The 23356-nt window shown below is 39.2% G+C and carries 18 protein-coding genes and 1 tRNA gene; 5 read left to right on the forward strand and 14 right to left on the reverse strand.

Features of this window, described 5'->3' with window-relative positions:
* Positions 1–81 precede the first annotated feature (81 nt).
* The 9 genes from K8089_RS10515 to K8089_RS10555 all read right to left on the reverse strand — a co-directional run bounded on the left by K8089_RS10515 (position 82) and on the right by K8089_RS10555 (position 9953).
* A tRNA-Val gene (locus K8089_RS10515) sits at positions 82–159 on the reverse strand.
* A gap of 147 nt (positions 160–306) precedes the next feature.
* Positions 307–1524: a bifunctional folylpolyglutamate synthase/dihydrofolate synthase gene (locus K8089_RS10520; protein ID WP_237603305.1), complete on the reverse strand. Its 1218-nt coding sequence runs from the start codon at positions 1522–1524 to the stop codon at positions 307–309.
* A 12-nt stretch (positions 1525–1536) separates the two neighbouring features.
* Entirely contained in the window at positions 1537–4038 is a 2502-nt protein-coding gene (locus K8089_RS10525; RefSeq protein WP_237603245.1) for a T9SS type A sorting domain-containing protein, read from the reverse strand.
* A 62-nt stretch (positions 4039–4100) separates the two neighbouring features.
* Positions 4101–4883: an energy transducer TonB gene (locus tag K8089_RS10530; RefSeq protein WP_237603246.1), complete on the reverse strand. Its 783-nt coding sequence runs from the start codon at positions 4881–4883 to the stop codon at positions 4101–4103.
* Positions 4884–4995: 112 nt separating this feature from the next.
* Positions 4996–5388 carry an ExbD/TolR family protein gene (locus K8089_RS10535; protein WP_237603247.1) on the reverse strand — a complete coding sequence of 131 codons (393 nt, stop codon included), beginning with the start codon at positions 5386–5388 and terminating at the stop codon, positions 4996–4998.
* The gene (locus K8089_RS10540; RefSeq protein WP_237603248.1) at positions 5388–6086 is read right to left on the reverse strand and encodes a MotA/TolQ/ExbB proton channel family protein; all 699 of its coding nucleotides are present in this window, start codon (positions 6084–6086) and stop codon (positions 5388–5390) included. The genes K8089_RS10535 and K8089_RS10540 overlap by 1 nt, the downstream gene beginning before the upstream one ends.
* Before the next feature lie 48 nt (positions 6087–6134).
* Positions 6135–7514 (reverse strand): sodium:proton antiporter NhaD, encoded by a 1380-nt coding sequence (gene nhaD, locus K8089_RS10545; protein WP_237603249.1) that lies wholly within the window; start codon positions 7512–7514, stop codon positions 6135–6137.
* Positions 7515–7536: 22 nt separating this feature from the next.
* Positions 7537–8763 (reverse strand): Glu/Leu/Phe/Val dehydrogenase dimerization domain-containing protein, encoded by a 1227-nt coding sequence (locus K8089_RS10550; RefSeq protein WP_237603250.1) that lies wholly within the window; start codon positions 8761–8763, stop codon positions 7537–7539.
* A gap of 128 nt (positions 8764–8891) precedes the next feature.
* On the reverse strand, positions 8892–9953 hold the full coding sequence (locus tag K8089_RS10555; protein ID WP_237603251.1) for an anhydro-N-acetylmuramic acid kinase: 1062 nt from the start codon (positions 9951–9953) through the stop codon (positions 8892–8894).
* Between the two features lie 227 nt (positions 9954–10180).
* Between K8089_RS10555 and K8089_RS10560 the strand changes: the two genes are divergently transcribed.
* Positions 10181–11323, forward strand: coding sequence for an acyl-CoA dehydrogenase (locus K8089_RS10560; RefSeq protein ID WP_237603252.1), 1143 nt, complete (start codon positions 10181–10183; stop codon positions 11321–11323).
* A 75-nt stretch (positions 11324–11398) separates the two neighbouring features.
* On the opposite strand, the gene K8089_RS10565 is transcribed toward K8089_RS10560, so the two are convergent.
* Positions 11399–13282, reverse strand: a complete 1884-nt coding sequence (locus tag K8089_RS10565) for a putative porin (protein WP_237603253.1) — start codon at positions 13280–13282, stop codon at positions 11399–11401.
* A gap of 123 nt (positions 13283–13405) precedes the next feature.
* Here K8089_RS10565 and K8089_RS10570 point away from each other — a divergent pair, with 123 nt between their 5' ends.
* A complete protein-coding gene (locus K8089_RS10570) occupies positions 13406–13987 on the forward strand; it encodes a ribonuclease HII (RefSeq protein ID WP_237603254.1) in 582 nt (193 codons plus the stop codon).
* 155 nt (positions 13988–14142) lie between these two features.
* Positions 14143–16590 (forward strand): hypothetical protein, encoded by a 2448-nt coding sequence (locus K8089_RS10575; RefSeq protein WP_237603255.1) that lies wholly within the window; start codon positions 14143–14145, stop codon positions 16588–16590.
* On the opposite strand, the gene lipB is transcribed toward K8089_RS10575, so the two are convergent.
* Positions 16587–17312, reverse strand: coding sequence for a lipoyl(octanoyl) transferase LipB (gene lipB / locus K8089_RS10580; RefSeq protein WP_262913922.1), 726 nt, complete (start codon positions 17310–17312; stop codon positions 16587–16589). The genes K8089_RS10575 and lipB overlap by 4 nt on opposite strands.
* A gap of 169 nt (positions 17313–17481) precedes the next feature.
* On the opposite strand from lipB, the gene K8089_RS10585 reads away from it, so the two are divergent.
* Positions 17482–19725, forward strand: coding sequence for a zinc-dependent metalloprotease (locus K8089_RS10585; protein WP_237603256.1), 2244 nt, complete (start codon positions 17482–17484; stop codon positions 19723–19725).
* A 142-nt stretch (positions 19726–19867) separates the two neighbouring features.
* On the opposite strand, the gene K8089_RS10590 is transcribed toward K8089_RS10585, so the two are convergent.
* From K8089_RS10590 to K8089_RS10600, 3 genes are read right to left on the reverse strand one after another with little or no spacing between them, the layout of a single operon-like run.
* Positions 19868–20404 (reverse strand): hypothetical protein, encoded by a 537-nt coding sequence (locus K8089_RS10590; protein ID WP_237603257.1) that lies wholly within the window; start codon positions 20402–20404, stop codon positions 19868–19870.
* A 54-nt stretch (positions 20405–20458) separates the two neighbouring features.
* Positions 20459–21202, reverse strand: coding sequence for a hypothetical protein (locus K8089_RS10595; RefSeq protein ID WP_237603258.1), 744 nt, complete (start codon positions 21200–21202; stop codon positions 20459–20461).
* 4 nt (positions 21203–21206) lie between these two features.
* Positions 21207–21365, reverse strand: coding sequence for a YqaE/Pmp3 family membrane protein (locus K8089_RS10600; RefSeq protein ID WP_237603259.1), 159 nt, complete (start codon positions 21363–21365; stop codon positions 21207–21209).
* 189 nt (positions 21366–21554) lie between these two features.
* On the opposite strand from K8089_RS10600, the gene lysS reads away from it, so the two are divergent.
* Positions 21555–23246, forward strand: coding sequence for a lysine--tRNA ligase (gene lysS / locus K8089_RS10605; protein ID WP_237603260.1), 1692 nt, complete (start codon positions 21555–21557; stop codon positions 23244–23246).
* Positions 23247–23356 lie beyond the last annotated feature (110 nt).

Raw genomic sequence — 23356 nt, forward strand, 5'->3', positions numbered from 1 at the left:
ATCTATCTAAACTTTCAGAATATAATATGTAGATAAAATAAATCATAAAAAAAACCGAAGCGAAAACTCCGGTTTTAAATCTGGTGGGCGATGAGGGGTTCGAACCCCCGACCCCCTCGGTGTAAACGAGGTGCTCTGAACCAGCTGAGCTAATCGCCCTCATAAAACAATAATTTTAAACTTTTCCCCGACCCTCCCGAAGTTAATTCGGGATGCTCTGAACCAGCTGAGCTAATCGCCCTCATTGTTTAGAGGTTGCAAATATAAGCTAGTTTTTAATTCCCGCAAACATTTATTTGAAAAAAATTATAAAACTTCTGCAACCACAAAAGTACTGCCGCCAATAAAAATTAAATCTTGCTCTGAAGCAGCTCGGAGCGCAGCTTTGTAGGCATTTGATACTGAAATATACTCCTCCCCAATTAGTCCGAAACCTCGAGCACTGGACAATAATAACGAAGCATCCATCCCGCGGGGAATATTCGGTTTACAAAAATAATAGGTGGCGTTTTGCGGAAAGAGCGGCAATACAGAAGCTAAATCCTTGTCGCTTACAACACCCAAGACGATGTGAAGCTTTTTATAGCTTTCTTTTGCAAGCTGGGCGGTCACCAATTGCAAACCTTCTTTGTTATGCCCCGTGTCGCAAACTACTTTCGGGTTGTTTCCCAAAACCTGCCAACGGCCCATTAATCCAGTGTTTTTAACGGTATTCAACAATCCTTTTTTTATGTTTTCTTCTGAAATATTCCAACCCTTTTCCTGTAGAATTTTCAATGTGGTTAGCACTGTTTTAATATTCTTTTCTTGATAGATTCCTTTTAAATCTGAAGTAAAATCTGGCGTATTTAAACCTTCAGCAAACTTTATTGGCGCATTTTTTCCCGAAGCAATCGTTTTAAAAACGCGTTGGGTTTCAGGCACTGTTTCGCCAATGACAACGGGAACATTCGGTTTTATAATTCCAGCTTTTTCCCCTGCCACTTTTTCTAAAGTGTTTCCCAAAAACTGCGTGTGGTCTAACCCAATATTAGTAATTACCGAAACTTCGGGAGTAATAATATTTGTACTGTCTAACCTGCCGCCCATTCCCACTTCAATAATCGCGATAGCTACCTTTTCACTTCGGAAATAATCAAACGCCAAACCCACGGTCATTTCAAAAAAGGAGAGTTTATTTTCTTCAAAAAAAGATTTATGATTTTCAACAAATTCTAAAACGTATTGTTTCGGAATCATTTCGCCATCAATTTTAATTCGCTCCCGAAAATCCATTAAATGTGGCGAAGTGTACAGCCCCGTTTTATAACCCGCTTCCTGAAAAACCGAAGCTAACATATGGCTCGTGCTGCCCTTACCATTGGTGCCCGCAACGTGTACGCTTTTAAACTTTTTCTCGGGATTGTTTAAATGTTTGGCAAGGTTGATAGTCGCCGCCAAATCGGCTTTATACGCACTTTGCCCCACCCGTTGGTACATTGGGAGTTGCGCAAAAAGCCAGGCGATGGTTTCTGAATAGTTGATGATTGAAAGGTTTTATTTTACAATTAGTTTTTTTGTGGTCTGCTTTTTTCCTTCATAAATTTTCAAATAATAAATGCCGGGTTGAAGGTTTTCAACAGAAAGGCGAACTTCTTTTTCGCCCTTAAAATCCTGTTGTTTTACAGTTCTTCCCATAACGTCATAAACTATTAATGAAGCTTTTTCTGAAGTATTTTTAAGGGAAACCGTCACTATTTCCGTAGCGGGATTTGGAAAAACTTTTACTTCCGAAGAAAAACTATTTTCATTCAAATTTAGAATGTCATCTGAAATGTCAATTTTATAACTCGACCTACCAAAGGTAGCGGCAAATAAAAATTGTGATCCTTCGTGAATAAACAAGTCCGTCACTACAACCGAAGGTAAATTTTCACCCAAAACAGTCCAATTTACACCTTCGTCATTGGTCGCCAAAACACCCACATCAGTTGCTACAAATAGATTGCCAAAACTGTCTTGTTCCAAGTCGTTCACAGGAATATCGGGCAATGTCGAAGAAATATCGAACCAGTTGTTTCCCAAATCGTTGCTTTTATACACGTGACCAACGCCTTCGCCAAACCGATATCCCGAAAGCGTTAAATAAACAGTATTTGGGTCTTCCCGAGAAGCCAAAACTTTGGTAACCCATCTGTTGGGAACACCCGTCGATACATCAGTCCAATTCGAACCGCCGTCCTGCGTAACCCAAGCCTTGCCATCGTCTGTGCCAACAAAAATAATTTCATTGTCTAATGGCGAAACACTTATGGTTGTTATGGTGCCAAATGTAAGATTGCCAGTATGAGGCCCATCCGTGAGGTCTGGACTTATTGCCGACCAATTGCCCGCAGCATTCGTGGTTTTGTACAGTTTATTTGTTCCGTAATAAAGCGTCTGCGAATTTGAAGGGTCAAAAGTAATTGGGGTGTCCCAATTCTTGCGATCGCCACCAGAAATTCCATTGGTAGCATTGGAAAATGATCCGCCATTATTGGTAGATTTCCCCAGTGCCCCGTATTGATAAAGCGCGTAAATTACATTTGTATTTGTTGGATCAACTAGCGGTTGAAAGCCATCGCCACCGTAAATTATATTCCAATCTGTTAACCCACCCGTTTGGGTGCGGCTGGTACTGTTGTCTTGGGCGCCGCCGTAAATTTTATTTTCATTCTGCGCATCTACGTGCATTCTATAGAATTGCGTAATAGGAAGTTTCATATCTTTTACCGAAGAAGCCCCGTCGTTACTGCTGTAATAAAGCCCCCCGTCATTCCCGAGAAGCACCTCTCCCGGCACCGAAGCATTAAACGCCAGCGCATGCTGATCTACGTGTACGTTTGAAAAAGAACTGCCCCAGCTATTGCCACCATTTGTAGATTTTTGAACTTCAAAATCTACGTTGTAAATTGTATTTTCATCTGTGGGATCTACATAAATTCCTCCAAACCACCAATGAAATCCAACATTGGTAAGCTGATTAGAATTAACGGCAGTCCAAGAATCTCCACCATTGATGGTTTTATAAACTCCCTGGATATTTCCCGAAGCATCTGCGTATCGCGTATAAAGCACATTGGGGTTTGAAGCAGAAATAGCTATACTAATTCTTCCTTTTTGAGAAGCAGTGCTTGGCAAGCCATTTGTAAGCTCCGTCCAATTGGAACCACCATCTGTTGTTCTGTAAATTCCTGAGGTTATTCCACCGTATTGCCTGTTGTTAGGCCTTCTAATGCGTTCCCAACTTGCGGCGTAAACAATATCTCCATTTGCGGGATGAATAGCCATATCCACTACGCCCGTAGAATCACTAACAAACAGCACCTGCTGCCAACTATCGCCACCGTTTGTCGTTTTATAAACGCCGCGATTAGCGCTCTTTCTAAACAACGGACCCATTGCACCAACAAAAGCGGTATTATCATTATTTGGGTCTAAAACAATTTTGCCAACACTTCCAATATCCGGTAAGCCTTTAGACTGCCATGTGGTGCCGCCGTCAGTACTTTTGTAAATCCCATCGCCATCGTAAACTAAGGAGCCTCCGCCGGCATTTACTTCGCCTGTACCAACCCAAATAAGATTATTGTCACTTTTTGAAATTTCTATATCGCCAATGGACAACATTTCCTGTTCGTCAAAAATTGGAACCCAATCATCTCCCCCGTTGCTGGTTTTAAAAATTCCACCAGACGCGGCACCTACATAATAGACTTGGGGCTGGGTAGAGGGAATTTCTATGTCTGTAATTCTTCCTCCAATATTTAACGGGCCGCTAAACTGCCAAACCTCAACCGTATTACTTTTGTGTGCGGCTTGTCGTTTCCAACGAATTGCTTCGGAATATGCAGCAGTGTTCAATTCCCCGCTCGGATAGGCCCGTTGCATAAACATAAAATCGTGCGGATACTTTTCATCCAAATTTTCTTCAAAAGCAAAGTCATTATTTTCTTCGGAAGCATTTTTACATCCTGTTAAACAACTTATAAGAAAGAGAAAAGTAAAAATTCGAAGCATAGTATCTTTTTTTGAAGTTTAAAGATACGGAAAAAATCAAGGTATTTTTTGGAGTGAAATGGCTATTGAGAAAGACTAAATCTATAGATAATTTTGCCAATCTGTTTTGCTGGCGCCTTATCGTCTGCATTGAATTTTGTTGCCATTGCAGCACGTTTTGCGGGTTCAGTTAAACAGGGAGAAGTATTTGTAGAACCTCTCACCCCTGGCATAGCACTAATTACATTTCCTTTGCGATCTACTTCTATGCTCACTACAACAGTTCCTGCTTCGTTACAATCTTGCACAAACTTTTCCTTGTTTAATGCTTTTCTTCCGCCTAATAAATAATTGCCATCGCCATCTAAACCTTTCCCAGTTCCATAATAGGCACTCGCATTTGGGTCGCCATCGGGGCTGCCTTTATCGCCTGGGGCTTTGTCATCGCCTTCGCCACCTTTTGCAGTACCATCGCTCTTTGGACCGTTCAAAATACTAGAAAGCGCATCTGTCGTAGATTTATCTGGTTTGGGGTCTGGCTTTTTTACTTCTTTTTTGGGTTGCTCTTTTACTGGGGTTACAGTTTGTTCTTTTTTAGGCTGCTCTTTTTTTATAACGGGAGCATCTACGTTTTCCTGTGTAACAACTTCTTCCTTTATATCTGTTTTTGGTTGTGCAATAGGTTCCGAAGGCGTTTTTTGAGGCGCAGATTGTATTTTTTCGGTTGGCTGAATAGCGCCACTACCAGTTTCAGTAGTTCCAAAATTAATCGCTATTCCCTGCTCCAATGGCGGATCCATATATTTCATACCCACATAAAACAACAAAATAAGAATGATAACATGCACGATTACCGTGATGATCATACTTTTTCGTTTATGTTTTGTGTTTAAAAAACTCAAGATTTATGATTTTTGATATTAAAGATTTTCGCAAATTCAGTGCCATTGTTACCAAAAGCAACTGCCAACTGCGACTTTAATTGGGTCTAACGGCGAGAACGACTTTAAAACTATTTCGGTTAGCAATATCCATCACAAAAACGGCATCTTCAATGGGCACGCCTTCCTCGGCACGTAAAATAATAGTGGGCTCTTCTTGCCCGGCCAAAACTTCTTTTAACTGATTTTCAATGCTGTATTCGCTTACGCGTTCTTTGTTTACATAGTACGCTCCGTCCTTGGTAATGCTTACCGAAGCTTTTTGCACGTTCGAAGTTTTCCCTTTTGCCTTTGGAAGGATTAAATCCAAAGCATCGGGTGTTATTGCAGGCGAAGTAAGCAGGAAAAACACCAACAACAGAAACACAATATCTGTCATGGAGCTCATGCTAAAGTCGGCACTTATTTTATTTCTTCCTCTTAAATTCATTAAGTTGGCTCGTTTAACATGTCTAGAAAATCTACCGCTGTGGCTTCCATTTGATGCACAACTTTATCTGTTCTTACAACCAAGTGATTGTAGCCCATATATGCAATAATACCTACGATTAAACCGGCTACGGTGGTGGTCATAGCTGTATAAATACCTTCGGCGAGGTTACCCATTTCGGCCTGGCCACTACTGGTAGCAAGTTCGTGAAACGCCAAAACCATCCCGATAACTGTTCCTAAAAACCCTATCATAGGGGCGGCGCCTGCAATGGTGGCAAGTACGCTAACGTTTTTTTCGAGTTTATAAACTTCAAGACGACCCGCGTTTTCAATTGCGGTATTAATGTCTTCCAAAGGACTTCCAATTCTGGAAATTCCTTTTTCGGTTAAATGAGAAACTGGCGTGTTGTTCTGTGCGCACAGCACTTTTGCACCTTGAATATTGCCTTTGGCTACATGATCGCGAATTTGATTCATAAAATTACCATCCATCTTGGATGCCGCTTTTATGGCAAATAGTCGTTCAAAATAAATATAAACAGCTACAAATAGCAGTACAAAAAGGACGAGTATTATTATCTGCCCAGCAACACCTCCTGTTAAAAGAAGGTCCATAATAGAGAGGGTCTTTTCTTCAGAAATAGGTTCAAGGTCTTGTGCCAAATCAGCACCCTCTTGAAAAAAGAAGTTCAACATAAAATAGGTTTTGTTTTAGTGAATAACGGTAATAGATTTCAGAAATTGTTATGCATTGTGAAATAACACTCTTTCAATTAATAAAAAGGTTCCTGCTCCGGAAATAAATCCAAGAAATGCAAGCCAAGTAATCTTTTTAAGATACCAGATAAAGTCTATTCGCTCCATTCCCATTGCTGCCACACCTGCGGCAGAACCAATAATAAGCATGCTTCCCCCGGTTCCAGCAGAATAGGCAATAAAGTGCCACAATACAGAATCTATTGGCAAATCGTACATTCCAATAGAGGCCGCTACCAGCGGAACATTATCTATAATTGCCGAAATTATACCTAGCAGTATAACCACCACATCTTGATTGGGGATGGCGCTTTGCAACACTTCGGCTAAATATCTAAGTGTTCCCACTTCTTCGCCATTAACAACTCCATATACTAAGCTTTCGAGGCCAGCCACTGCCATTAAAATGCCGAGGAAGAAAAGAATACTAGAAATTTCAATTCGCGATAAAGCTTTGTGGGCCGAATACAAATGCCTTCTTTCTCTGCTGAAATCTTCTTCGGGATGAATGTATTCTGAAACCAGCCACACCACGCCCAAAGCAAGCATCATTCCCATATAAGGTGGCAAATGCGTTAATGTTTTAAATACAGGGACCGAAACTATCATTCCCAATCCTAAAAACAGCATGGTTCTACTGCTTAATATAGCTCCTTCTTCTTTGTCTTCGCGCACTTCCACGTGAACGTTTCCACGAAAAACTGGCAGATAACTAGCCACAATAAATGGCAGTGCAAAACTTACAATAGAAGGTATAACTACGTATTCAATTAAACCAGCAGCAGATACTTTTTTAGCAATCCATAACATAGTCGTGGTTACATCGCCAATGGGAGACCACGCTCCACCGGCATTTGCGGCTATCACAACCATTGCAGCATACCAAATCCTGTCTTCTCTTCTGTGAATTAATTTTCTTAAAAGCGTAATGAGTACAATGGTAGCGGTAAGGTTATCTATAATTGCAGAAAGAATAAACGCAAGTATCCCTATAATCCACAAAAGCTTTCGTTTGCTCTTTGTTTTAACAGCACTTTTTAACACTTCGAAACCACGGTGAAGATCGATAATCTCCACAATTGTCATCGCCCCAATAAGAAAAATTAATATCTCGGCGGTTTTTCCTAAATGGTGAAGCAGCGTGCCCTCAAATCCTTCCATGGCGAGCTCGCCTCCAGTAAGAAAACTAAACGCCTGTTCTTCAGTGTTGATTACATCAAACCATCCGTTGACAAAACCTATTGCCAAAACAGCCCATATAAGTGAAGCCATAATAAGAGCAGGTACTGTCTTGTCTAGTTTTAAAGGATGCTCGAGTGTGATTGAAAGATACCCAATTACGAAAATTAAAATGATAATTGATTCCATAGTAAGTGCTTATTGTTGAAAATTATAACAGTTGTTTCAATGCTATTTCAAAGGCTGTTTTGCTGATGTTTGTTTTGGTACTATTATTATCAAAAGTATTCTGAATAGCGTTTTTAATAGTAATAGACGTGTCATTAAATATAGCCTCATCTGTCATTTGCACCTTGCGCTCCATAAAATATGCGAACACGCGCGCCATCCCACAATTGCTAATAAAATCTGGAATTAAACTCACGCGCTCATCGGTGTATTCCATTATAGGACCGAAGAAAATTTCCTTATCTGCAAACGGCACATTCGCACCGCAGCTTATAACTTCCAATCCACTGTTTATCATTTCTGAAATCTGCTGCTGCGTTACTAATCTTGAAGCCGCACACGGAGCAAAAATCTCTGCCTCAAGTTGCCAGATTTTCTCATTTATTTCATTAAAAGGAATCATATTCTCTGCAACTAATGTGTTGCCATCTTTATTGAGAAATAAGTGCTTTATCTCTTCAAAAGAAAAACCATCTTTATTGATGACGCCTCCATCGCGATCAATTATACCAACTATTTTGGCTCCCATTTGCGAGAGGTAATAAGCCGCTGCAGAACCCACGTTTCCAAATCCTTGAATTATGGCGCGTTTTCCTTTTACATTGCCGCCATAAATATCGTAATAATGCTTAACCGCTTCGGCCACGCCAAAACCAGTAACCATATCGGCCACTTTGTAACTTCGCGTAACGTCTGGAGAATATTCTGAGCTTTCCAAAGCTTTAATTACACCGTGGCGCAATTGGCCAATTCGGTTGATTTTATCTGCTTCTGTAGGAATAAAATGTCCGTTAAATACGCCTTCTTGCGGGTGCCAAATACCACATTGTTCGGTAAATGGAATTACTTCGTGTATTTCATCAACATTCATATCGCCACCGGTGCCGTAATAGCCTTTCAATAAAGGTGAAACAGCTTTAAACCAACGTTCTAAAACACCTTTTTTTCGTGGATCGGCAGGGTCAAAATTAATTCCAGATTTTGCGCCGCCAATGGCAGGACCGGAAACTGAAAACTTCACCTCCATCGTTTTTGCAAGTGAAAGCACTTCATTCATATCAAGTCCTTTTCGCATGCGGGTTCCGCCACCGGCAGCCCCACCACGCAAGGAGTTAATGACCGTCCAGCCCTCGGCTTCGGTTTCGGGATCTTTCCAATGAAAAACAATTTCGGGTTCTTTTTCTTCGTACTTTTTAAGTAATTCTTTCATTAAGTGAGGTATGTTAGAATGCCCTTAGGCAAGGCTATGGATTGTATTTGTATCCGCTATTAAAACTTCGGATTAACAAAGCAAATATAAAAAACTTGTGAGGGGTTTAGTTTTTTTTTGAATAAAAATTACGGCGTGAATATTTTCCCGCTGGAATGATTCTTCGAAGCCCCAGTAACACTCGCTAAACAATTAATTTCGTCGCGCAATTTTAAAACGCCCAACAACCCAAATATCAATGCTTCTTTGTATTCTACAATTTCAGGCGACGGAATAATTACTTCAACTGTAGCAAGGCTTTTCAACCTTTCAATTAAAAATGAATTGTAAACTCCGCCACCCGTTATTAAAACAGAAGCATCTGCAGGAAACGGATTGGCCAGTTGCACCGCAATATGCTCTGTAAAAGTCCTCAAAATGTCTTCGGAAGAAATATCGAAAGTTTCCAAAAGCGGAAACACATTTTCCTTCACCCACTCCAAACCCAGCGATTTTGGTGGTTTTTCAATATAAAATGAAAGCGCGTTTAATTTTTGAAGCAATGCATTATTCACTTTTCCCGAAGCAGCCAGCTTCCCGCTTTCGTCAAAATCGCACCCAAGTTTTTCGGCATATTTGTTTAAAACAATGTTTGCGGGACAAATATCAAAAGCGATTCGTTCCTCATTCTTTTCAAAAGAACAATTCGCGAAACCACCCAAATTCAAACAATAATCAAATTCCGAAAAAAGTAACCGATCGCCAACTGGCACTAAAGGCGCGCCCTGTCCGCCAAGTTCCACATCCTGCACCCGAAAATCGCAAACCACCGTTTGCCCCAGCATTTTTGCTATTCGCGGCAGATTGCCAATTTGGTACGTAAACCCTTTTTCGGGCTGATGTAAAACGGTGTGCCCGTGACTGCAAATTGCATCAATTTCTTGCACCTTGTGCTTTTTAATAAATTTTGAAATTTCTTCGGAAAGTTTTTCGGTGTATTTAAAATCGAGTCGTTCCAGTTTTTCTTTTGAATAATTAATTGCTTCGCGCAGTTCGTCCTTCCAAAAAGTAGAATACGGCACCGTTTCGGCAGCCAGGATCTTAAAACGCCAGATATCTTCAGCATAAGTAAAAGAAATTTCCACCAAATCTATTCCGTCCAGCGATGTGCCGCTCATTACTCCAATAATATGATAACTGTTGTTTTTCAATTTTGAATGCTATTTGAATTTTAAAGATAGCACAGATGAAATTAAAAACAACACCATCTAAGCATCAAATTTTAAACGAGATCCAAATAGCAAGCACCAATTTAGAAGAACTATCACGCTTAAAGTTCGCTAAGTTTTTTAATTTAAAAATTGTCTTTTTAGAATTTGCTTTTTATAAGTACCTTTGCACTTCCCAATAAAAAATAACTCTCACTTATATAAAGCATATGGATTTCAGTCTATCCGAAGAACATTTAATGATTCGCGACGCCGCTCGCGATTTTGCACGCACCGAATTATTACCGGGCGTAATTGAAAGAGACAACCTTCAAAAATTTCCAACCGAACAAGTTAAAAAAATGGGCGAGCTCGGTTTTTTAGGAATGATGGTAGATCCCAAATACGGCGGTGGCGGAATGGATACTATTAGCTACGTTTTGGTGATGGAAGAGCTAAGCAAAGTAGACGCTTCTTGTTCTGTAATAGTTTCCGTAAACAACTCTTTGGTATGTTACGGCCTTGAAGCATACGGCAGCGAAGACCAAAAACAAAAATATCTCACCAAATTAGCAACGGGCGAAAAGCTTGGTGCATTTTGCTTAAGTGAGCCTGAAGCAGGTAGCGATGCCACTTCACAAAAAACTACGGCTATAGATAAAGGCGATCACTACGTTTTAAACGGTACAAAAAACTGGATTACAAACGGTGGAACGGCAGATTTCTATTTGGTAATTGCGCAAACCGATAAAGAAAAAAAACACAAAGGCATCAACGCTTTTATAGTTGAAAAAGGTTGGGAAGGCTTTGAAGTTGGACCAAAAGAAGACAAACTGGGAATTCGCGGAAGCGATACCCATTCCTTGATTTTTAATGATGTAAAAGTTCCGAAAGAAAACAGAATAGGCGAAGACGGCTTTGGTTTTAAATTCGCGATGAAAACCCTTGCTGGTGGCCGTATTGGTATTGCCGCCCAAGCTTTGGGAATTGCCGCTGGCGCATACGATCTTGCGCGTGAATACTCAAAGGTTAGAAAAGCTTTTGGAACCGAAATTTCAAACCACCAAGCTATTGCTTTTAAACTTGCCGATATGCACACCAGCATTGAAGCTGCGCGTCATTTAGTGATGAAAGCCGCGTGGGATAAAGACCAAGGCAATAATTACGATATGAGCGGCGCAATGGCAAAATTATACGCCAGCCAAGTTGCAATGGATGTTTCTGTTGAAGCAGTTCAAGTTCACGGCGGAAATGGCTTTGTAAAAGAATACCACGTAGAACGCTTTATGCGCGATGCGAAAATTACACAGATTTACGAAGGAACTTCAGAAATACAGAAAATTGTAATTTCTAGAGGACTTTTGAGAGATTGATAGCCAATAGACGCTAAACATTTGTCATTAGCCATTAAACAACTCTTCCAGTATTTAAAATGCTGGAGGGTTTTTTTATAGGAAGAAATTCCAAACCAATCCAAAACGCAGCACTGCATCGCGATACGGGTAACCCGGTGCCGCAAAATGGTCGTTTTTTCCACTGCTAAATAAATTAGTGAAATTTTCATAAACAAAGAAAATACGCGTCTGCCGTATTTTTGCATTAAAGAAAATATCTACCAACGGAAAACCTCCCAATTCCTGATCGTTTTGCACATAAAACTCAGCCAACACCGGATCGTAGCCGTTCATATTGTATTTGGTGAAGTACTTAAAAGTAGCGCCAGTCTGCAAAAACAAAGCACGTTTAAACAAATGGTTTTCAAAATATAGCGTGTTTCGGGTAATGAGTTGTGGCACGTTTAAAATATTTTCGCCACTTAAAACTTGCTGATACATCACGGTGTTTTCAAGACCGAAATTGCCAAACTTAAATTCCTTTTCAGCTTTAATTCTTAAATAATCAACTCTTTCCGAAGCTTGATTTGGCGAAGGCGTACTGTCGTTTTCCTTTATACCAAAATAGGCATAATCGTCAATGCCAGTATAACTTACCGAAGCATTTCCAAATCGCTTTGTGTTAATTTGAAAGTTGAGTTGCTGGGTTTTTACGTTGTTTAAATTGGTTTTCCAATTGTAGTTTAGGTAATCGCTTTGGTACAATAAAAAGTTGAAGTTGGGTGCTACTGAATGAATATTGATTGAAGCTTTCGCATTGTATTCTTCATTTAAATTATACGAAGCCGCGCCTTCAAAATAATTGCCGTCAAAATCGCCAGCTACGTTTATTGCACCTTTTCCGGAAAGTTTAAAGCCGCGATATTCCTTTTCGTAAGCTGCTCCAGCTTCAATAATATTTCCTTTTATTCGGTTGGGGATTCTTTCTTCATCTAATACCAAAACCGAATTATAACCGTAATTATAATCGTTATAACCCGTCCAAGCTGTAATTTTTCCGATAATTGAATTGTTGAAATCTGCGTATGCTTTTACATTAAAATCTTCCAGTTTTGTTTTTGTAAATAAATCTGCTGTTTCGTACGAAGACCCAAAACCCTTGTATGGGCTGGTTTGATTGTATCTAAAAAACTTGTCTTCGTAACTCAAAACATTTCCAATGGTTAATACCGAATATCCCGTGCTGTCGCGATTGCTGAGCAATTCGTAATAATGATCGCCATAAAAACGAAGCCCTTCCAGCTTGTTTTCGGCATCTTCAAAATTTACATCCAATCTTCCGCGGTCGCTAAATTCTGGGTCTGCATTCATAAAAAGTTGTAGCGAATTAGCTGTCAACCCACCGTTTTCCTGATTCAAAATATCCTGTGCAGCCAAATGGGCGCGCACCACATAACGATTGCTTTTTGTGTGATAATTTGAGGTGAAAAGAAAATTACCCGTACTGGTTAAAATATGCTGGTATTTCCCAAGCGAGCGAACCCCTTTATACCCCACCGAAAAGTTAAATTGAGGCGAAGTATTTACCGTAAAAAACGCATCTAATTGTTGTCCTTGCTGGTAGGCCGTTTTAAAATACAATTCGGTTAAAGGTGTGGGTACATTAAAATAATTTACATCTTCAATTTCTTTGTAGTTAAAGTGATGCGACTGCGCCACAAAAAGTGGTTTTAAATTCCGTTGGTCAAATGTATATGCGAGCGAATTATAAGTTTGTCCTACGTTCGAAAACTGCAGCAATTCAAAATTGTCCTTCCGTAAATAATTGAATTTGTATTTTTTCGCAATTGAAAGTGTAGTATCCACAAAAGTAGTATCTCGGGCTGTCGAAATAATTTTGTAATAATCAATCGGTGGCTTCTCAAGCTTTGCAGGAGTTTGCGAAAACACAGTTGCCGAAGCACAAAAAAGAAGAAATAGCAAAAGTGTTTTTTTCATCCTGAGTATTACTTTCGGGCAAAGGTATATTTTTTTTGGCTGAAAGAGTTATTGCAGTATTAGGTTATTAAATTCATTTTACCAACTAGTTTCAATAACTGAATATCTTTTTAACTTTGTCGCATGCTTCAGCTAAAAATTAACCTCAACCTTATTGAATGCGGCACAGACGAAGCCGGTCGCGGTTGTTTGGCCGGACCCGTTACTGCTGCCGCGGTAATTCTTCCCGATGATTTTCAACATCCCTTTTTAAACGATAGCAAACAACTTTCAGAAAAAAAACGATTGGAACTGAAAGATATTATTGAGCGCGAAGCCATTTGCTTTAAAGTTGTGCACGTAATGATGGACGAAATTGACAAAATAAATATTTTAAACGCCTCCATTTTAGGGATGCACCGTGCCATAAAAGGTCTTGCTTCCACGCCGCATTTTATTGCGGTTGACGGCAACCGTTTTAAACCGTTCGGAAAAACGCCTTTCGAATGTGTGGTAAAAGGCGACGGCAAATTTCTGCATATTGCTGCTGCCTCAATTTTGGCTAAAACCTATCGCGATGAATATATGACAGCGCTTCACGAAAAATTTCCGGAATACAATTGGAAACAAAATAAAGGTTACCCAACCAAAGCGCATCGCGAAGCAATTCGCCAGTACGGAAGAACTATTTTTCATCGAAAAAGTTTTAAACTCTTGGCCTCTTAACCCCTAATGGGGGAACCCTTGAGCAAACTCCTCCCCTTTACGTAGGCTGGGCGGGCCTATTCCCCCTTTGCGGGTTCAAGGGACTGTTGACAACCCGTCAATAAACATTTTCTACTTCGCATTGAACCATCATTAATCCATGCTATTTTTGTGTTATGGGAAAAATTCACAGGAAATTATTTGCGCTTTTACTTTTAGCTCCAATGTTTTTAGGGATTTTTGGCAGCTGCGATAAAACACCCTCAAAAACAGGTACTTTAATGGATTTTGTTCCAGAAAACGCTTCCTTGGTTTTTAAGATTTCAAAACTCGAAAATTTGCAGGCCGATATTGAAGCCAGCTCCTTGCTTTCCAAATTCGAAAAAACTGCGCCTTATTCTTTTTTTACCGAAAAGACAGCCCTGTTTAAAAACCTGCAACCCACTTCGCAAAGCCTTTTGTGCATTAATGAAATGAACGATTCGGTTTCGGCATTTACCTTTATTTCGAAGCATTCAAAAAACTTATTTCAATTAGATTCCATAAAAAATAAAACCGTTGAAACCCTGCAAATTGACAAACAAGCCTTTCAGCGGATAACCATCGATAAACAAATTGCTTATTCGGCAATTATCGATAGCGTATTTGTGGTTTCTTCTTCGCAACAAATTCTGCAGGACATTTTAAAAGGAAAAACCGAACGCGACGCCACTTTTAAAAAGGTGTTTAATCTTCCGTCTTCAAACGGGTTTACTGCTTTGGTGCGCGGCAATAAAATTGCGGCAACCGATGCTATTAAAATAGATTTTACTTCGTGGAGCGCGCTGGACGTAGCCATTGCGCCCGAGTCTTTTAGCGCCACCGGAATTACATTGGCCACAGATAGCATTCCGCAATTGCTAAACGTTTTTGAGAGACAATCCCCACAGTACAACCACCTCGCAGCCATTGTGCCAACCGACGCTTTAGGCGCTCTAAGTTTCACCTTTAACGACGCGGAAACCTTTCAGAATAAATTACGTCTTTTTAGAGGTGAAAAAAACACGACAAAAACAACTGGAATTTTTGGTTCGGTGAGCGAAGTGGGAAGCATTCAGCTAAAAAACGAAACCGCCATTTTTATTAAAAGTATCGATGCTTCTTTAACAGACGATGCCTTGGCGCGCTTTGTATCTGCAAAAAGTATGTTTCGCGAAATTGAAATAAGCAGTTTTAGCGAGCCGCAATTATTTCAAAAAACCTTTTCGCCTTTTATAAATTCTGAAAAAGCAAACTATGTTTTTCAGCTTGAAAACTTTTTTGTCTTTACCGAAAGTGAAAGCACCGCCGAACAATTAATCAGTTCGTTTCAAAACAATGCAACGTTAAAAAACACCTCCTATTTTGAAAACACGGCACAAGATTTAAGCACCGCTTCGTCGCTATTAATTTTTAAAATGCAGGGCGAATTTTCGGAACCAATCGCAAGCTTCTTCAATTCAAAAAGCAGGGCGGGAATTAAAAATATTTCTTTTGATAAATTCCCGTTGGCAGCACTTCAATTTAGTTTTGACCGAAATTTTGCGCACCTAACACTTAGTTGCAGAGAAGCCGGTGCCTCGGCAAAAAGTGTTTCGGGAGGTGTTTCGGAAAAATTCAATATAAAACTTGAGAGTCCGATTCTCGGAAACCCACAATTGGTTGAAGGTAAAAACGGCAGCAATAATGTGGTGGTGCAGGATATTGGTAATAAGCTCTATTTTATTTCGGAAAACGGAAAAATTCTTTGGACTAAAAATCTGGGTACCGGCATTTTAGGAAAAGTTGAAGAAGTTGAAATTTCTGGCGGCAAACAAATAGCCTTTGTTACCCAAGACGGATTTTATATAATAGACAGAAATGGCAAGGATGTAAAAGGTTTTCCCATAAAATTTAAAGACAAAATAACGCAACCACTCTCCGTTTTTGATTACGACAACAACCGAAATTACCGGTTTGTGGTGGTGCAAGGGAAAGAAGTACTGATGTACGACAAAAACGGAAAAATTGTAAAGGGTTTTGGCTTCAGCAAAACGAAGAGTGAAATTGTACAATCGCCGGTACATATACGAATGAGCAATAAGGATTATATTGTAATTGCCGAAGAAAACGGAAAACTCAACATTTTAAGTCGTGTTGGTAAGACACGTGTTTCGGTTTCAAAAAACTTTAAATTTTCTGAAATTCCTATTGTTGAAGAAGATAATTATTTTGTGGTTATTACTACGGAAAACACCAAAGAACGCATTTCGCAGGACGGGAAAATTTCATCGCAAAAACTGGACGTGAGCAGCAATTATTGGTTTACTATATTGAACCGTACAAAAGTAACCAAAGACGACAATTTGCTGCGCATAGATGGCAAATTGATCGAGTTGCCTTTAGGACTTTACACGCATCCGCAACTATTTAAAATAAATAGAAATATCTATATTACAATAACCGAAACCCAAGAGAAAAAAGTTTACGTTTTTGATAAGAATGGGAAACTCTTAAACGGTTTTCCGGTTTACGGAACCTCGGCAGCATCAATGGCAGAAGGTAGTGCCACAGGACTAGTTGTAAAAGGTGAAGCTAATAGTGTTGTTTTTTACAGTGTAAATTAAACTTCGGCTTTTAACATTACCTCGGCTTGAAAAAGTTTGAGAAAATGTTTCAGTAGTTTTTCCTTTACTTCCTGTAACGGGATTTCAGCCTTTCCTAATTCCACATTTAACGAGGTTACTGCTTTGTCTTTTATTCCACAGGGAATCATATAATCAAAATAACCCAAATCTGTATTCACATTAAACGCAAAACCGTGCATGGTTACCCAGCGACTTGCACGCACACCCATGGCGCAAATTTTTCTGGCGAAGGGAGTTCCCACATCTAACCAGACACCCGTTTCGCCTTTGCTTCTTTCAGCTTTTAAGCCGTATTCGGCAAGGGTTAGAATAATCATTTCTTCTAAAAAACGCAGGTATTTGTGAATATCGGTAAAGAAGTTTTCCAAGTCTAAAATAGGATAGCCCACAATTTGCCCCGGTCCGTGATAGGTTATATCACCACCCCGATTTATTTTATAAAAAGTGGCGTTTAAGGCTTTTAACTTTTCTTCTGAAATTAGCAAATTTTCAATATGTCCGCTTTTACCAAGCGTATAAACGTGTGGATGCTCAACAAATAAAAAATAGTTAGGGGTTTCCAGCCGTAATGTTTCTTTTTTGTTTGTGCTTTTTAGTTGTAAAATACCTTGAAATAAATCTTCTTGAAATTCCCAGGTTTCTTTATAATCTTTAAGTCCCAGGTCGTTTATTTGTATAAGCTTGTTCACGAGGTTGCTCATTTTATTTGGCCAGACAAAATTATCAATTAATATTTTCTCCCTCTTTTAATTTCACTTTTTTATGTAATTAATTGTAAAAATTCCGAAAGTTAAGTTCTTAAATATTTATTAAATTCGTCAAAGGTTGCTATATTTACCGCTCTAAACATTCATATAAAATACATTAAAAATGAAAAAAAGTACTTTTAAGCCATTCCTGATTGTATGTCTTTTGCTTTTAAGCTTTGGACTACAAGCGCAGAGTGCGTTATGGAGCAAGGCAACTAACTCCGAGACGCAGACCCGACAGAAAGCCTTCCGCAATGCAATGCCGCAAGACTTTAATCTATTTTCCCTTAACACAACCGCATTAAAAAGCCAATTGCAAAGAGCGCCCGAAAGATTTACTGGGCTTTCAAATGTAATAATTGAGCTTCCAACAAATAATGGTGAATTACAACGCTTCCGTGTTTATGAAGCTTCTGTAATGGAACCAGCATTACAGGCACAACACCCAGGCATTCGTTCATATACCGCACAGGGTATAGATGATGGTTCGGCCATTGCTCGTTTTAGTGTTTCGAATGTAGGAGTACACGTAATGATTTCGTCTGTAAACTATTCAACAATCTATATTGATCCGTACACACAAGATAGAAATTACTACATAGCTTATAACATTAATCAGGTTCCTGCCAATCCTAATAGCGCTGTGTGTTTAACAGAAGAGACCGAAATTATGGATTTGCCTACCAACAATTTAAATGCAGATGATGGTATTTTAAGAACCTTTAGACTGGCATTAGCTTCTACTGGCGAATATTCACAGTATCATTTAACCCAGCAGGGTATTCCTAATGGAGCTTCAGATGCGGTTAAAAAGGCTGCTGTCCTTTCAGCCATGAACGTAGCCATGACCCGTGTAAACGGCGTTTATGAGAGAGATGCTTCTCTAACTATGGTTATTGTTGCAGACAATGAAGATATTATATTCCTTAATGCAGCATCCGACCCTTATACCAACAACAGTGGTGGAGCAATGCTCGGTCAAAACCAAACCACTTGCGATGCTATAATTGGAAATGCCAATTACGATATTGGTCACGTATTTAGTACTGGTGGCGGTGGAATTGCTGGACTTCGCGTACCTTGCCGTACGGGTCAAAAAGCAAGAGGTGTTACAGGTTTACCTTCTCCTATTGGCGACGTTTTCTTTATTGATTTTGTGGCGCACGAAATGGGGCACCAATTTGGTGCAAACCACACATTTAATAATTCTTGTGGAAATAACAGAAACGCTGCTACAGCTGTAGAGCCGGGAAGTGCTTCTTCTATTATGGGGTATGCAGGTATTTGCCCTCCAAACGTGCAGAGTAATAGCGACGATTACTTTACTGCTATTAGTATTCAAGAAATTTGGAATTACATTAAAAATGGTCAAGGACAATGTGGTGCACAAACACCAACAAATAATTTACCTCCAGTAGCAGATGCTGGTCCTAATTACACTGTTCCTAAGTCCACTCCTTTTAGATTAAAAGGTATTGCAACAGATCCTGATGGCGATGTATTATCTCATTGCTGGGAACAAATGAATCCACAGGTTGCGCCTATGCCACCTCAAAATACTTCTACCGCTGGACCTGCATTTAGAACCAAAGACCCATCTGATTCGCCAGAGCGCTATATGCCAGCAATTGGTACAGTACTTTCTGGAAACACGCAAAATACGTGGGAAGTTGTTCCTTCTGTAGGCAGAATAATGAATTTTAGATACACAGTTCGCGATAACGTTGCCGGCGGTGCATCTTCTGCTAGCGATAATATGATTTTAACTTTTGACAACGCTTCTGGCCCGTTTGAAGTTACTTCACAAAATACAGCTACTACTTGGACTATCGGCAATACCGAAACCGTAACTTGGGATGTTGCCGGAACTGATGTTGCTCCTGTTGACAGTCCAAATGTAGATATTTGGTTCTCTACCGATAACGGACAAACGTACCCAATTTCAGTAGCGTTGAATGTGCCAAACAACGGAAGTGCTGTGGTAAACGTTCCTAACGTTAACACAACAACTGGTAGATTGATGGTGATGTCGTCTAACAACATTTTCTTCGATCTTAACGATGCTGTTATTACTGTAGATGGCGTTGTAGGTGTTGAAGACTTTACATTTGATAATTTCTCGGTTTATCCAAACCCTTCAAATGGAACTTTTAACCTTACTTTTAAACCAGCATCAAACGATAAAATTGAAATATCGCTATACGATTTAAGAGGTAGAGCAATTAACCAATACACTTTTGATGATGTATCTGCTTCAAGTACATTCAACAAGCAGTTGGAGTATAGCTATATTGAAAGTGGAATGTATTTCCTTGTTGTGAAAAACGGCAACAAAGTAACTACTAAGAAAATTGTGAAAAACTAATTAGCAGTTAATTCAACCATTAAAAAAGAGAAAAGACAGGATTTGTTTCCTGTTCTTTTCTCTTTCTTTTTTTAACAATTTTGAAGAAGCTATTTCACAATTAGCCTCTTTCTTCTTTATTCTTTCCTCTTTCTTCCAAACCCTAAAGTTTAACCGTTTCCACAATATGCGAAACAACTTGAGAAGTTTTTCCTACCTTAAATTTTAAATCGAAAGTTATAGTTTCATTATTTTTCTCTACCGACAAATTTCCATCGGTAATAGGATAATAACCTGCTTCGCCTTTGCAAAAACAATGTTTTCCGTAAAGTAAATTCACATCGCTTAGCGTTGCATTTTCCTTACGCAGGTTGGTTGTGGCAGCAGGAATTTCAAAATGGATAGTTTCAGAATAGTTGCCATCTGCAGTGCCTTCGGGCCCTTCTTTTAAGTAAGTGTATTCTACCACAATATTTTTGCCAGCCGTCATTTCAGGATACATAGCACCCGTGCCATCTTCCTTAACAACAAGATTTTTGTTTTTGTGTAACACAACAATGCAATTCCCAACTTCTGGACAGCCAGAATTACTGTTTTCTACTTGTTCCATATTTGTGTTTTCTGATGAAATTACGTTGCCAGTCTGCGTTTTGCAGGCATTAACCATAAAAAGTGGAATTAAAAAATATAATGCTTTCATTTTTTTTAAGTTTAGTGTTAAGTATGTAATATACAAATACGTTGCCGAAAATTGTTAGTTTTCTAACTCTACCTTTAAATCCAGAATATCAGGATTCTTAAAATATTCAATGAATGACTGTCGCACAATCACCGTTTTTCTATCTTCAGAATAGCTTGCTTCTGGATTAGACGTCTTTTTTATTCGCTTCGGAAAAGTGTATTTTAAAGTATACTTAGCGCCGCCCATAAAAGCTTCGGCCTGCTTTAAACTATCTACTTGCTGTTGGTGCATTTCTTTATCTTTTATATACGCATCGCGATTAAAAACCCCGTTTTCAAAAGTGTACCTTACTCCCACCAATTCTTTAGAGTCTTCCTTTGTACTTGGTTTCATCATTTCGGTATTGTCTCCGGGCATCATATTTCCGGCTTGCTGCAACCCGTTTAGCATATCATTTGCTTCTGCTACGTTTTTAAAATTGCTTGAAATAGCATAAGTCATTTCAGAAGATTCTGAATCCATTTTTATACGAATATCAAAATTCTCCAACTTCTTTAGTTTCTGTTGTTCCCCTGCCGAAAGTTTTGAAATACTGTCGCGTTTTTCTTCTAAAAACTGCTTTATATTTATTATCGTATCAATTTTAACTTTTGCCGAATCGGTTAGTGCATCCCCGCCAAAAGCCATCATTTCGTTTAGATTTACCTCAACCGTCATGGTGCCCGATCCGTCTGCATTCATAACCATGGTTTCAGAAAATTGACAGCTTACAAACGTAAAAGCCAAGGCGAAAAAAAATAGTAATTTTAGTTTCATAATATTATCTATTAGGGTTATTAATTATAATAAGTGCAGCAATTACACCCGGAATCCACCCGCAAACCGTTAGGATAAAAACAATTATTACAGAGCCACAACCTTTGTCTATAACGGCTAACGGCGGAAAAAGAATCGACAATAAAACTCTCCATATGCTCATAGCAAACAAAACTACGACTATTATTTTTTATTTATGGCTTCGGCAATTTGTTAATCACAAGTCATTCCCTCTTTCCTCTTTCTTCTTTCTTATTTCTTCTTTCCTCTTTTTTCTATAAACCGCAATTCTAACTTCACATTTCACTCTTCAATTACCTATCTTTGCAAACTTATTTTTATATCGAAATATATGCAACTGTCTGAACTGGAAATCATCCGAAGAGAAAAATTACAACAACTGCGCAATCTAGGCATTAATCCTTACCCCGCAGACCTTTACCCTGTTAGCGATACTTCAAAAAAGCTAAAAGAAAATTTTGAAGAAGGCAAAAAAGTTGTGATTGCCGGAAGGTTGATGTCTCGAAGAATTCAAGGAAAAGCGTCGTTTGCCGAACTTCAAGATGCCGATGGCCGTATTCAAGTATATTTTAATCGCGACGAAATTTGTACCGGCGAAGACAAATCGCTTTACAACGAAGTTTATAAAAAACTGCTCGATATTGGCGATTTTATAGGAATTGAAGGCGAACTTTTTAAAACACAAGTCGGCGAAAAAACCGTGTTGGTAAAAAATTTCACCCTGCTGAGTAAAGCCCTAAAACCATTGCCCCAACCCCGTGTTGATGCCGATGGAAAAGTGCACGATGCCTTTACCGACCCCGAACAACGCTACCGTCAACGTTATGCAGATTTGGTGGTCAACCCACACGTAAAGGAAATTTTTGTAAAGCGCACCAAACTTTACAATGCTATGCGAACGTTTTTTAACGATCGTGGTTATTTTGAAGTGGAAACTCCTATTTTACAACCAATTCCCGGAGGTGCCGCTGCACGACCGTTTGTAACCCATCATAATTCATTAGACATTCCGCTTTATATGCGTATTGCGAATGAGTTGTACCTAAAACGATTAATCGTTGGTGGTTTTGATGGCGTGTACGAATTCTCAAAAAACTTCCGAAACGAAGGGATGGACCGCACACACAACCCAGAATTTACCGCGATGGAAATTTACGTTTCCTATAAAGATTACAATTGGATGATGGATTTCTGCGAGCAATTGCTGGAATTCTGTGCTATGCAGGTAAATGGTACAACCAAGGCAACCTTTGGAAAATACGATATAGATTTTAAAGCGCCATACCCAAGGGTAACTATGGCAGAATCGATTAAAAATTTCACAGGTTTTGACATAACCGGAAAAACCGAAGCTGAAATTAGAAAGGCTGCAATTGAGATGAAAATTCCTGTGGATGAAACCATGGGAAAAGGGAAGCTGATTGATGAAATTTTCGGCGAAAAGTGCGAAGGCAACTACATTCAGCCCACTTTTATTACAGATTACCCAAAGGAAATGAGTCCATTATGTAAAGAACACCGCGACAATCCAGATCTTACCGAACGTTTTGAATTGATGGTTTGCGGCAAGGAAATTGCAAATGCATACAGCGAATTAAACGACCCAATTGACCAACGCGAACGTTTTGAAGCACAATTAAAACTAGCAGACCGCGGCGATGACGAAGCAACTGCCTTTATTGATTACGACTTTCTGCGCGCATTGGAATACGGTATGCCCCCAACAAGCGGCATGGGTATTGGAATGGATAGATTAATTATGTTTTTAACTAACAATGCCTCTATTCAAGAGGTGCTTTTCTTTCCACAAATGCGCCCCGAAAAGAAAAAAGTAGAAATGAGTGAAGACGAAAAAACGGTTTTTACTCTTTTAAAAGGAAACTCCCCCATCGCTTTGGATACGCTAAAGACCCAAAGTGGCTTAAGCAATAAAAAGTGGGATAAAGCCATAAAAGGTTTAACAGCCTCAAAAGTGGCGAAGGTTGAAAAAATTGAAGAAAATTTAATGGTTTCCATTTTATAAAGCCTGTTTTACAATTATTTAAAAAAGAAATTACAGCAATGTAGTTTCTTTTTTTTTGTTTAGAATAGCATATCTCTAAATATTTTTTCAATTACTTTATTTCAAAACCC

The sequence above is a fragment of the Aequorivita vitellina genome, from assembly GCF_022008365.1.
In the GTDB taxonomy this organism is placed as follows: domain Bacteria; phylum Bacteroidota; class Bacteroidia; order Flavobacteriales; family Flavobacteriaceae; genus Aequorivita; species Aequorivita vitellina.

Bases quoted from the DNA above. Each gene is read 5' to 3' on its own strand.
- K8089_RS10525 (WP_237603245.1), bottom strand. From the start codon at position 4,038: ATGCTTCGAATTTTTACTTTTCTCTTTCTTATAAGTTGTTTAACAGGA.
- K8089_RS10530 (WP_237603246.1), bottom strand. From the start codon at position 4,883: ATGATCATCACGGTAATCGTGCATGTTATCATTCTTATTTTGTTGTTT.
- K8089_RS10535 (WP_237603247.1), bottom strand. From the start codon at position 5,388: ATGAATTTAAGAGGAAGAAATAAAATAAGTGCCGACTTTAGCATGAGC.
- K8089_RS10540 (WP_237603248.1), bottom strand. From the start codon at position 6,086: ATGTTGAACTTCTTTTTTCAAGAGGGTGCTGATTTGGCACAAGACCTT.
- nhaD (WP_237603249.1), bottom strand. From the start codon at position 7,514: ATGGAATCAATTATCATTTTAATTTTCGTAATTGGGTATCTTTCAATC.
- K8089_RS10550 (WP_237603250.1), bottom strand. From the start codon at position 8,763: ATGAAAGAATTACTTAAAAAGTACGAAGAAAAAGAACCCGAAATTGTT.
- K8089_RS10560 (WP_237603252.1), top strand. From the start codon at position 10,181: ATGGATTTCAGTCTATCCGAAGAACATTTAATGATTCGCGACGCCGCT.
- K8089_RS10565 (WP_237603253.1), bottom strand. From the start codon at position 13,282: ATGAAAAAAACACTTTTGCTATTTCTTCTTTTTTGTGCTTCGGCAACT.
- K8089_RS10570 (WP_237603254.1), top strand. From the start codon at position 13,406: ATGCTTCAGCTAAAAATTAACCTCAACCTTATTGAATGCGGCACAGAC.
- K8089_RS10575 (WP_237603255.1), top strand. From the start codon at position 14,143: ATGGGAAAAATTCACAGGAAATTATTTGCGCTTTTACTTTTAGCTCCA.
- lipB (WP_262913922.1), bottom strand. From the start codon at position 17,312: ATGAGCAACCTCGTGAACAAGCTTATACAAATAAACGACCTGGGACTT.
- K8089_RS10585 (WP_237603256.1), top strand. From the start codon at position 17,482: ATGAAAAAAAGTACTTTTAAGCCATTCCTGATTGTATGTCTTTTGCTT.
- K8089_RS10590 (WP_237603257.1), bottom strand. From the start codon at position 20,404: ATGAAAGCATTATATTTTTTAATTCCACTTTTTATGGTTAATGCCTGC.
- K8089_RS10595 (WP_237603258.1), bottom strand. From the start codon at position 21,202: ATGAAACTAAAATTACTATTTTTTTTCGCCTTGGCTTTTACGTTTGTA.
- K8089_RS10600 (WP_237603259.1), bottom strand. From the start codon at position 21,365: ATGAGCATATGGAGAGTTTTATTGTCGATTCTTTTTCCGCCGTTAGCC.
- lysS (WP_237603260.1), top strand. From the start codon at position 21,555: ATGCAACTGTCTGAACTGGAAATCATCCGAAGAGAAAAATTACAACAA.